General features: G+C 57.4%; 10 protein-coding genes. 6 read left to right on the top strand and 4 right to left on the bottom strand.

Annotated elements, in window-relative coordinates; translation table 11 throughout:
• The coding region (locus tag TH5_RS24610) for a LysR substrate-binding domain-containing protein (RefSeq protein ID WP_114124080.1) at positions 1-819 on the top strand (819 nt) is incomplete at its 5' end.
• On the opposite strand, the gene TH5_RS24605 is transcribed toward TH5_RS24610, so the two are convergent.
• Positions 816-1,523: a TIGR00266 family protein gene (locus TH5_RS24605; RefSeq protein WP_114124079.1), complete on the bottom strand. Its 708-nt coding sequence runs from the start codon at positions 1,521-1,523 to the stop codon at positions 816-818. The genes TH5_RS24610 and TH5_RS24605 overlap by 4 nt on opposite strands.
• A gap of 186 nt (positions 1,524-1,709) precedes the next feature.
• On the opposite strand from TH5_RS24605, the gene TH5_RS24600 reads away from it, so the two are divergent.
• From TH5_RS24600 to TH5_RS24580, 5 genes are all read left to right on the top strand, one after another.
• Positions 1,710-3,131: a branched-chain amino acid ABC transporter permease gene (locus TH5_RS24600; RefSeq protein WP_147250184.1), complete on the top strand. Its 1,422-nt coding sequence runs from the start codon at positions 1,710-1,712 to the stop codon at positions 3,129-3,131.
• Positions 3,094-4,221, top strand: coding sequence for a sensor domain-containing diguanylate cyclase (locus TH5_RS24595; protein WP_244205031.1), 1,128 nt, complete (start codon positions 3,094-3,096; stop codon positions 4,219-4,221). Before TH5_RS24600 ends, TH5_RS24595 begins: the two co-directional genes overlap by 38 nt.
• A 249-nt stretch (positions 4,222-4,470) precedes the next feature.
• Complete coding sequence (locus TH5_RS24590; RefSeq protein ID WP_114124076.1) at positions 4,471-4,947, top strand: GNAT family N-acetyltransferase; 477 nt, start codon at positions 4,471-4,473, stop codon at positions 4,945-4,947.
• Between the two features lie 150 nt (positions 4,948-5,097).
• On the top strand, positions 5,098-5,622 hold the full coding sequence (locus tag TH5_RS24585) for a hypothetical protein (RefSeq protein WP_147250183.1): 525 nt from the start codon (positions 5,098-5,100) through the stop codon (positions 5,620-5,622).
• Positions 5,623-5,662: 40 nt separating this feature from the next.
• Positions 5,663-6,565, top strand: coding sequence for a hypothetical protein (locus tag TH5_RS24580; RefSeq protein WP_114124074.1), 903 nt, complete (start codon positions 5,663-5,665; stop codon positions 6,563-6,565).
• An 83-nt stretch (positions 6,566-6,648) separates the two neighbouring features.
• Here TH5_RS24580 and TH5_RS24575 read toward each other — a convergent pair whose 3' ends face one another.
• The 3 genes from TH5_RS24575 to TH5_RS24565 all read right to left on the bottom strand — a co-directional run.
• On the bottom strand, positions 6,649-7,002 hold the full coding sequence (locus TH5_RS24575) for a VOC family protein (protein WP_114124073.1): 354 nt from the start codon (positions 7,000-7,002) through the stop codon (positions 6,649-6,651).
• A gap of 25 nt (positions 7,003-7,027) precedes the next feature.
• Positions 7,028-8,707, bottom strand: coding sequence for an FMN-binding glutamate synthase family protein (locus TH5_RS24570; RefSeq protein ID WP_114124072.1), 1,680 nt, complete (start codon positions 8,705-8,707; stop codon positions 7,028-7,030).
• A 244-nt stretch (positions 8,708-8,951) separates the two neighbouring features.
• Positions 8,952-11,496: hydantoinase B/oxoprolinase family protein (locus TH5_RS24565; protein WP_114124071.1), on the bottom strand; the 2,545-nt coding region annotated here is incomplete at its 5' end.

The raw sequence follows: 11,496 nt of genomic DNA, 5'->3' as shown, positions 1-11,496 counted from the left end.
GCGCGCGAACTTGGCGTCGGCCAGCCCGCCGTCAGCCATCAGATCACCGCCCTTGAAGAACAGCTTGGCCATCCGCTGTTTCGCCGCAAGCATCGCGGCGTGTCGCTGACCCGCGCCGGGCAGGAACTGTTTGATTGCATTTCGGTGGCCTTCGGGCAGATCGACCGCACGGTGGAACGGATCAAAACCAGGCGATCCGCCCGGCTCAGTGTCGGAACCGATTTCGCCTTTGCCTCCTTCATCCTGATGCCGCATCTGCCGGAATTCATCGCCCGCCATCCCGATATCGAGGTCAATGTCGTCACCAATCAGACCGGGCATTTCGCCGCCGACCAGAATATCGATATCGAAATCTCGTTCGGGAACTGCCACCCCGAAGACGTGATGCTGATCCCCGAACAGGTCACCCCGGTTTGCAGCCCGGCGTTCCTTGAGGCCCGCGGCCATCCGAAAAACATCGCCGACCTGCGGCATTATCCGCTGATCCATCTCGATGATGAAATCGATTATCGCTGGTTTAACTGGGAAAGCTGGCTGCGCACTGCCGGGGTTCGGGAAACCGGGCCGCTTTATGGCCACCGGTTCAATACCTATCTGCTGGTCCTGTCGGCAACCCTGTCGGGGCAGGGTGTGGCGCTCGGCTGGACCGCCCTTTTGCAGCAGCATCTTAAAACCGGGCAGCTCGTCACCCTTGGCGATGTCACGCTGGGATCGGACCGCGGGTATGTTCTGTCCTGCCGGTCAAACAGCCACCGGCAGGAACAGATCAATGCTTTTCTGGGCTGGATGCGCGAACTGGTTGCGCAAACCGCTTCCTAACCCTTGTTGCGGTCCTTGGGCAGGGCCGCCGCGATGCGATCCGCCAGCCTTGCAAACGGCAATGTCTGCAACCACACCGTTCCCGGCCCTTCAAGGGTCGTGACAAAAAGCCCCTCGCCGCCGAAAAGCGCATTGGTAAAGCCGCCAATGAATTTGATCGAATAATCAACCGATGGCGTCATGGCGACAAGTGCGCCGGTATCCACGCGCAATGTCTGACCTGCCTGCAAATCCTTGCGGATGATCGTGCCGCCCGCATGCACAAACGCAAGCCCGTCACCACTCAACCGCTGAAGGATAAAGCCTTCGCCACCAAACAACCCCGCGCCGAGTTTCTTGGAAAAGGCGATATCGATATCAATGCCCGATGCCGCGCATAAAAACGCATCCTTCTGGCAAATGATCTCGCCACCCAGTTCCGGCAAATTCATCGGCACTACCTTGCCCGGATAGGGGGCGGCAAAGGCGACATGCCCCTTGCCCGATCCTTCATGCACGAAACTGGTGATAAAGAACCCCTCGCCGGTCAGCATCCGCTTGAAGCCGGAAAAAATCCCGCCGCCCGTGCCGGTCTGCATGGCAATACCGTCCGACATATACATCATCGCCCCGGCTTCGGCCCGCACCCCCTCGCCCGGATCAAGTTCGATCTCGACCAGTTGCATTTCCTCGCCATGGATTTTGTAGTCGATCACGTCTGCCATTTGGGCGTCTCCATCTTCGGGCTTTGGTTAAATCCGTCGTCATTGCTCAAGTTCAGCACGACCAACCCCTGATCGCAACCAAAAGGGGCGAAATTTCGTCCCGTGCCCTCACAACAACACCAAGCACTTGTAAAAACACCCAAATCGCACGAGGATGAGGTGATCAAGGGCAAGCCGGAGCAACCGGTGAACACCAGATCAGGGTCAAGGCATCTTCATCGCGTTTTCTGGCTGCTGCCACTTCTGGCCGCACTCCTGACTTCCTGCGCGCCGCGCGATCCCTATCAGTTCAATATCTGCCGTCTGGCCCTGCCGGGGATCGAGGACGAAGATAAACAGATCCGTCTTGTCACCCGCTTTGACGAAACCTCTGATGGCAATACGATCACGCTCCGCTATCAGTTGCTCGAACCGGGCGAAATCCCCCTGCCCTCGACCGAAACCCACGCCATCACCTGCCATTTCGAGGACGCGACCAGGCCCAACACGCCAACCAACCTTTATGCGATTGAAACAACTCGCCTTGGCCCGGTGTCCGATGCGCATATGGTTCTGCTCAAACGGTTCTGGATTGACCGGGTCGGGCGCACCGCACTCGAAAGCTATATCGATCCCGAAAGCCACGGCCTGCGTGCCGATGTGCCCGATATCGGTCTGCCGGCGGCCTATGCCACCCAACTGGTGCTAAGCGGTCTGGCGCGCGGGGCGATTTACGGCCTGCTGGCCCTGTCCTTTACCCTGATCTATGGCCTGATCGGGCGGATCAATCTTGCCTTTGGCGAGGTGGTGATGACGGCCGCCCTTGGCACCATCATCACAAGCCTGTGGATATCAGGCATGGTCGGCTGGCTGATCCCGGTAATGGTGGTCGGCTCCGTCATGATGGCGACCTTTGTCGGATCGGGGTTAAGCCACCTGACATGGCGCAATGTGTTCGGGCCCCTTGGCCGAAAGGCCGCTGGCGGGCGGGCGATGATTGTTGCATCGCTTGGCTGTGTTCTGGTCATTCAGGAATTTATCCGGATTGTCATATCGGCGCGCAATTTCAACCTGCCGCCGATCTGGCAATTTTCCGTGCCGCTGTTGCGCGGCGATCATTTCGTCGTCCGCCTGCACGGGTTCGATATGCTGGCCATCGGCGGGGCGGTTCTGGTTGCGGGTGTTCTGGTCTGGATCATGGGCAAAACCGCCTTTGGCCGGAACTGGCGCGCGATCAGCCAGGATCGTCTGGGGGCGGCGCTTTGCGGGGTGTCTCTTTCGCGCACTGAATCCCAATCCTTTGTTCTGGCAGGATTTTTATGCGGATTAACCGGCGCAATGTTGGCCCTTCGTTATGGGGTCATTAATTTTCACAGTGGTACGCTTTTCGGGTTCAAGGCACTGACTGCCGCCATCCTCGGGGGAATTGGACGGATGCGCGGTGCGTGGCTGGGCGGGTTAATGATCGGTTTGACCGAAACGCTATGGTCAGGATATTTCGGCGGGGCCTATCGCGATGTGGCGGTTTTCGGGCTTCTGGCGGCGATCCTCGTCCTGCGCCCTCAGGGGCTTTTGGGGATAAATGACAGTCATGACAGCTTGTTCTCCGCACGAAACGGACAAATATGAAAAGAACGGACCCCTGAAACGTCTGGTCACGTCATTTGGCGCACAAAGACCGGCACCATCAGGGAAATGGAGGGACCGGGGACGTCAGGATATGGTGCAGTTCAAGACCCGCGACTGGCTTGTCGATGACGATGCCATCGCACCGTCACTCGAAAAGTGGCAGCGTGCGGTTGATCTGATGACCGAACTTCTGGGCGCAACCGCGGGCTTTATTGTCGAATATAATGACCGGATCGGGTACCGCTCCGTCATCGCCAGCCAGAACGACACCAATCCCTATGCCGGGCGCAAAACCCCGATCACCGGGCTTGATACCAATATTTTCTGCCGTCAGGTCATCGCACAAAGCGGCACCTTCTATGAGCCCGACGCGCGCGGCAAACCCGAGTGGGCCGACAACCCGGAACTGACGGAGGACGGCTTCTGTTCCTATTTCGGGGTTCCGGTCACCTGGTCGAACGGCACGATATTTGGCACGATCTGTGTGTTTGACTGCAAACCAACCCAATATTCCGACACCCTGCAAAAACTGATCGAAACCATCCGCGACCTGATCGAAGCCGACCTTCGGCTGTATGAACAGTTCCAGATCATGCGCAGCATCTCGCTGTCCGATCAGCTCACGGGGCTTAACAACCGCGCCGGGTTTGAAATGCTGGCCCAGCAGAAAATCCGCATCGCCAAACGCTATCACCACCATATCGGCCTGATCTTTATCGATCTGGATAACATGAAACACTGGAACGATGATTTCGGCCATGCCGCGGGCGATGCGGCGCTCAAGGCCGTTGGCACCGCCATCACCGCTTCCATCCGCGAGGTTGATATTTGCGGGCGGATCGGCGGCGATGAATTTGCCATTCTGGGTTATGTGCGCAATCGCGGCGATCTGACCACCATCATCACCCGCATCCGCAATGCGCTTCTGGCCGTCAGGCTGGTGGTGCCGTCATCAAAAAAGCCGATCCACGAAACCCCGAAAATAAGCGCCGGGGCCGCTGTCTTCTTCGACCCGATCAAGGAAAGCCTCGAAACCATGATGGATATGGCCGATCAGGAAATGTATCGCGACAAAAACCGAAAACGATAGCGCGCCCCGCCTACCTGTCTGCCTGTCTGTCTGGCTGTCTGTCTGGCTGGCTGGCTGGCTGGCTGGCCCTGCTTTTAGGCGTTGATATACGGCAATCCACCATTAAGGCGTGTGCTGTATTCTCAGAACACACCAAAGCAGGAAGTGACATCCGGTCAGGTCGATGGTATGACGCCCCCGAAAAACGTATGACGCCATGATCGCCCCGGCGATCCGATACCCAACAAGAAAAAGACAACGAGCGCCAGAATGCAGATCCGCAAAGGCACTGCCAACGACCTTCCCTTCATCCGCGACCTGACCAAGCGCGCAACCGATTCAACCTATTTCATCGAAGGCATGGGCGATGCGGCCACCGCGACGGTTGCCCGCTATGTCGATATGTCGACCGGCGTGTTTGAAAACGCGCTTGCAAGCGACAATCACAGCGTCATCGTCACAACCCAGGGCGACGACCTGCTGGGTTATGTCATTGTCATCCACGACAATCCGGAAATTGACTGGATCATGGTTGATCCCGCCGCCCACGGGCTGGGTGCGGGCAAGGCATTGATGATGGCCGCCCTTGATGCGCTGGCGGAACGCAAACCGCACGCGACCGTCAAACTCTCGGTCGTGGCCCATAACGAACGCGCCAAGGCGTTCTACCGCAAATTCGGCTTCCTCGTCACCGGCCCGATCCCCGGGCGTGATATCCCGACGGTGGAGATGCAGCGGGCGGCGTGATGCCCCCGTCTTGCGTGACAAAGCACGGACGGCTTTCCCGAACCACTATCAATAGCTCGCAAAAATACTGCGACGCTCTCTATCCTGTTTTCACAATTTGGCATCGTCCACGTCTGGGGGAAAACCCATCTTTTTCATGGATGCGCGGGCATGCCGAACCTGACGACCTCATTCCAGACAATCGTTAGCAACTATAAAAGCTCTGCGACGAAATTGTTCACTTCAGACATGCAGAAGCGTGTCGATAGCAACCTTACCAGCCTGTCAACACAGATGACGGAACTCGACAACGCATCCGTTGCCACCCACAGCAAAGCATTGCCCTCCCCCGAACAGGCCGCAAAGACGCTGGCACAGGCCACCTCGGCGGTTGAACTGTCTCTTAACGCACTGGAACAGCTCTTTTCCAGCCTCCAGCGCGAAAGGCAGACTTTCATAAACAACAAGGCCCTTGTCGAACAAAAGGCTCTTTTTGCAACCGACAAAGTCCAGTCCGAACTCGATCAGACACTTTTGGCGTCCATGCGAAACCTCGCCAACTCGATATTGTTCGCAAATGGCCAAAACTACCTTCCGCCACCCAAAACAATCATCCGATCCAAAGAAGACCTTCTGGCCGTGGACACCAGCAGTTTCGAGGCATGGCTCGCGGGTTTTGCCGCGCAGTTCCGTTGACCAAGGGCACAATACCCATCTATTTCCCCGGGAGATCGCAATGCCATATGTTGAACGAACAGACGTCGTCATTTCCGACACCGAAGTCCTGATCAAGGCAATAGCGAAATGGCAGCGCGACAATAACACCAATGGCTTTGGTCTGACGGGTAACAATCCCGGCACCGATTTATTTAATATCCTGAAGGATATGATTGCTGACCTGCCTGCAACTGTTCAGGCTGGATACAATCTCAGGTTCCCTGACATGACGACCGGGCCAAAGGTTCTGTCGCTTCTGAAGGCAACCTTCTATGCCTATGCCCGGCATGTGCATAGCGGCGGCCCGAACATCGACATCGCAACCAACGAAGTCGATATCACCGATCCCGGTTATGGCCTGTCATGCACTGATTTCGTCAAATATGTGTTTCTGATGCTCCGCCTGCTTCTGGTCAGCAGCGCACTTAGCCTCGAAGGCGCAATTGCCATTGCCGTCGCCTTCCTGACATGGCACGCCACCGCAGTCGGCGAACAGGACAACCATTCCGAACTGTATGTAAACATCGCCGGAATGGCGACGCAGTTTGTTCTCTGGATCGCGGGCTGGTTCGCACATGGCTCCTTGCGGGTTGAATGGCAAAAAACCCAAACCATCGCGGACAAGGCAAGCTTCATCGCAAGTCAGGTCGGCACGGTTGCCGCCGCAGCCTCAATGGGTGCACTGGCCTATTTCGGCACAGAGGCGGACGCATCTGACGAAATCGGCATCATGCTCTTTGTCCTGATTGGTGTTGTTCTGCTTCAAAACAACAAACCTGCAATCTTGCAGATCGGCAAAGGCATCGATGTGCTGATCCACATCATCTTTGCCCTGCTCAGCCTTGTGGGATGGTTCCTGGGCTTTGGGGTCGGTTCCTTAGCCGCAACCGCGAGACAACAGCAACCGCAACTTCCACATTGATTATTCGAAGACGCAAAGAAAAGGCAAAGCCTCCGAAACGAGAAAAACTCCCCCCGATAAGGGCTGGCACCTCGCTCTCCCCCTCAAACGTGACACAGAATGTTCAAAAGCCTGCCCGCCGGGTCGCGCACATAAAACCGTTTCACGCCCCAAGGCTCAACCGCCGGGCCGTATTCGATGCCGATACCGGCTTCCTTCACGCGCGCCAGCATATCCTCAAGGTCATCGACCTCTATCGAAAGATCGGGCACCGGGGTGCCGGAACCGCCCTCGGTCGCGAAGCTGACCTGCGGCATGACATTCTGCCTTTCGGCGGCAAAGGTCGCGATCCAGCCGTGATCCATCACGCAGTCAAGGCCAAGGACATCCTCGTAAAACGCCCTGACCTTTGCGATATCATCGACGGCAAAGTTCGAAACGATGCGTTTGACGGCCATGGGATACCTCCTGCCTTAATGCCTCCTACTGAGCTGCCCGCTCCCCTGCGATATTCGCATGGCGCTTGAACGGCCCGAACGGGATTTCCTTGGGCGCAAAGGTTTCCGCCGATGCCCGGTCCCAGCGCGAATACCAGTCATGAAGCCCCTCGATCTCCGGCCCGCCGGACACAAGGAACCCCTCGGGCAGGTAAGGATAGGCTTCGTTGCCATCAAGGAACTCGTTATCCTTCTGGCGCACCATGAAGTGATAGGGCATGAAATTGCGCGGATCAGTCAGGCCCGCCGCCCCGGTAATCTCGGCCAGTGCATGCATGGTATTATGATGGAACCGCGCCACCCGGTCGCTTTTATCACCGACATTCAGGGCGCGCTGGCGCAGCGGGTCCTGCGTTGCAATGCCGACCGGGCAATGGTTGGTGTGGCATGACTGCGCCTGAATACAGCCCAGCGCAAACATGAAACCACGCGCCGCATTGCACCAGTCCGCACCCAGCGCCAATGTCTGCGCAATATCAAACGCCGAAACGATCTTGCCCGCCGCCCCGATCTTGATCTGATCACGAACACCCGCACCCCGAAGGGCATTATGCACAAATGTCAGCCCTTCGCGCATCGGCATGCCGACCCGGTTGGCAAATTCAACCGGGGCTGCACCCGTGCCGCCTTCCTTGCCATCGACCACGATGAAATCGGGCAGAATACCGGTTTTCAGCATCGCCTTGACGATACACATGAACTCCCGCCGATGCCCGATACACAGCTTGAAGCCAACCGGCTTGCCGCCCGAAAGATCGCGCAGCTTGGCAATGAATTCCATCAACCCGACAGGGGTTGAAAACGTGCTGTGCGCGGCAGGCGAAATGCAATCAATCCCCATCGGGATGCCGCGTGCCTCGGATATTTCCGGGGTGATCTTGGCGGCGGGCAACATGCCGCCATGGCCGGGCTTGGCGCCTTGGCTCAGCTTCACCTCGATCATCTTGACCTGCGGGTTGGATGCGGTTTCGGCAAAGCGTTCCTCCGAAAAAGTGCCATCATCATTGCGGCACCCGAAATAGCCCGATGCCACCTGATAAATCAGGTCCCCGCCACCTTCACGGTGATAGCGGCTGATGCTGCCTTCGCCCGTATCATGGGCAAAGCCACCCTTTTTCGCCCCCTTGTTCAGGGCCAGAATGGCATTGCCCGATAACGAGCCAAAGCTCATCGCCGAAATATTATAAAGGCTGGCGTCATAGGGCTGCTTGCAGGCCGCCCCGCCAACCCGAACCCGAAAATCGATATCGGTGATGCTGGTCGGCGCAACCGAATGGGTCAGCCACGCATAGCCGGAACTATACACTTCCTCGATCGTGCCAAACGGGCGCTTGTCCTCGACCCCCTTGGCGCGCTGATAGACAAGCCCGCGCGACTGGCGGCTGAACGGCACCTCGTCCTGATCGCTTTCGATCATATATTGCCGGATTTCCGGGCGGAAACTTTCAAGGATAAACCGGATATGACCACTGACCGGATAGTTGCGCAGGATCGAATGCCGGGTCTGGCGCAAATCAAACCAGCCCACCACCATCAACCCGCCAAAGATCACCACCGGCACCCAGAACCAGACATCGACCAAGGCCGCACAGATCAACGAGGCAACCGTCAAAAGCGTCACACCAGCCAGAACCGCATAACGCTGGTTCAAAATCAGAAACTTCACAGTGATCTATCCCATCCAATATTGCGGGGGCTATTTGATGGTCCGGCACCCGATTGCGGGTCGTCCGGATTTCCAATCATTGTTCATTTAATCCGGCATCTCAATGCCAATGTCTGGAATTCATAAAAAAGCCGCCGGTCTCCCGGCGGCTGCAAGTCTGACAAGTAACACCCTGTCGGGAACACCCCGTGATGAGGGGCGGGTGTTCCCGGATGTCCTGTCGGCTCTGAGTATTGTATTGTGATCAGGCTTTGCCGTAACCGCCACCACCCGGCGTCTCGATGATGAAGACATCACCGGGATACATGGTGGCGCCATCGGTGCCCTTAAGCTCCTCGACCGTGCCGTTGGTGCGTTCAATCGCATTGCGGCCAAGCTTGCCCGGCTCCCCGCCGCCAACGGCCTGAACCGGGACGCGACGGTGGTTGGACAGGATCGATGCGGTCATTTCTTCAAGGAAGCGAACCCGGCGAACCGTGCCATCCCCGCCCTTGTGTTTGCCTGCCCCGCCGGACCCTTTGCGGATGCCAAAGCTTTCGAGCAGAACCGGGAAGCGCCATTCAAGGACTTCCGGGTCGGTCAGACGCGAGTTCGTCATGTGCGAATGCACACCCGACGTCCCGTCATAATCCGGGCCCGCACCGGTACCGCCACAGATGGTTTCATAATACTGGTGCGTATCATTGCCCCAGGTGAAGTTGTTCATCGTGCCCTGCGCACCCGACATCACGCCAAGGGCGGCATACAGCGTATCGGTGACATGCTGCGATGTCTCAACGTTCCCGGCAACAACGGCGGCCGGATAACGCGGGTTGAGCATCGAGCCTTCCGGCACGATCAGATTGACCGGCTTCAGGCACCCGGCATTCAGCGGAATGTCATCATCAACCAGCGTGCGGAAGACATAAAGTACTGCCGCCCGGGTCACCGCAGACGGTGCGTTGAAGTTGTTATCAAGCTGATCGGACGTCCCGGTGAAATCAACCGTCGCCGAACGGGTTTCCTTATGGATCGTGACCTTGGCTTTCACCACCGCGCCATTATCCATTTCATAGGAAAACTCGCCGTCTTTGAGCACATCGATCACACGACGAACACTTTCCTCGGCATTGTCCTGCACATGGCCCATATAGGCATGCACAACATCAAGCCCGAAGTGATCGACCATCTTGCGCAGTTCCTGCACGCCTTTTTCATTGGCGGCAATCTGTGCGCGCAGATCGGCGATGTTCTGATACGGGTTACGCGCCGGATATTTCGCACCTTCCAGAAGGGCGGTCAGGCCGGCTTCATCGAACTTGCCCTGATCGACCAGTTTGAAATTGTCGATCAGAACGCCTTCTTCCTCAAGAATACGGGAATTTGGCGCCATTGAGCCCGGGGTGATCCCGCCAACATCGGCATGGTGACCACGCGATGCGACATAGAACAGGATTTCCTTGCCATCATCGCCAAAGACCGGCGTGATCAGCGTGATATCGGGCAGGTGCGTACCGCCGTTATAGGGATCGTTCAGCATGTAAACATCGCCGGATTTCATTTTCCCGGCATTGTTTTCCATAACCGCCCGAACAGACTCACCCATCGATCCAAGGTGGACTGGCATATGCGGTGCGTTGGCAATCAGAAGACCTTCCTGATCAAACAGCGCGCACGAGAAATCAAGCCGTTCCTTGATGTTGACCGAATAGGACGTGTTGGCAAGTGTGACCCCCATCTGTTCGGCAATATTCATGAACAGGTTGTTGAACACCTCAAGCATCACCGGATCGGCCTGCGTGCCAATCGCTTCCGACCGTTTCAACGGCACGACACGGGTCAGAACAAGATGATCCCGGCCATTGACCTTGGCTTCCCAGCCCGGATCAAGCACCGTGGTCCCGACCGGCTCGACAATCACCGCCGGGCCGCGCACGGTGGCACCCGGTTTCAGGTCTTCGCGTTTATAGAACGGCGTTTCCTGTGATTTGCCATCAAACACGACCTTGCGGGTGGCAAGCGGATCGGGTTTGACGCCATCCTTGGCAACTTCGGTTTCGGCATCGGGCAAGCCTTGGGTTTCGCCAATCGCCTCGACCGCGACGGCTTCAACCACCAGCGGCTTTTCGTCCATGACAAAGCCGTAACGCTGCTTGTGCTGTTCTTCGAACTGCGCCTTGATCAATGCAACATCGCCGAAATCAACGATCAACGGGTTATCCGTACCGTCATACCGCAGATGCAGCTTTTTAAGCATGCTGATCTTGGCATCAGTAATGCCCTGCTCATGCAGCTCACCACGCGCCTCGGCGGCTAGCGCATCAAGGCTTTCATCCAGCCCTGCAAGGGCGGATGTTTCAAGCTTCGCCTCGACCGCCTGTTCGCGCATCGCGCGGATATCGGCAAGACCCATGCCATAGGCCGACAGAACCCCGGCAAACGGATGGACAAACACGCGCGTCATGCCCAGCGTATCAGCCACCTGGCAGGCATGCTGCCCGCCTGCCCCGCCAAAACATTGCAGGATGTAATCGGTCACGTCATAGCCGCGCTGAACCGAAATCTGCTTGATCGCGTTCGCCATGTTTTCAACCGCGATGCGAAGGAACCCTTCGGCGACTTCTTCAGGTGTTCGCACCTGACCGGTGGCGTCCTTGATCTTAAGCGCCATGTCGGCAAAGCCCGCCTTGACCGCATCGGCGTCAAGCGGCTCGTTGCCTTCCGGGCCAAACACATTCGGGAAGAATTCCGGCTGCACCTTGCCCAGCATGACGTTGATGTCGGTGACCGCAAGCGGCCCGCCACGGCGA

The sequence above is a fragment of the Thalassospira xianhensis MCCC 1A02616 genome (genome assembly GCF_003326475.1).
GTDB classification, from domain to species: Bacteria; Pseudomonadota; Alphaproteobacteria; order Rhodospirillales; family Thalassospiraceae; genus Thalassospira; species Thalassospira xianhensis.
Note: the sequence above shows the minus strand (reverse complement) of the source record. Positions and strands in the feature narration are given on the sequence as shown.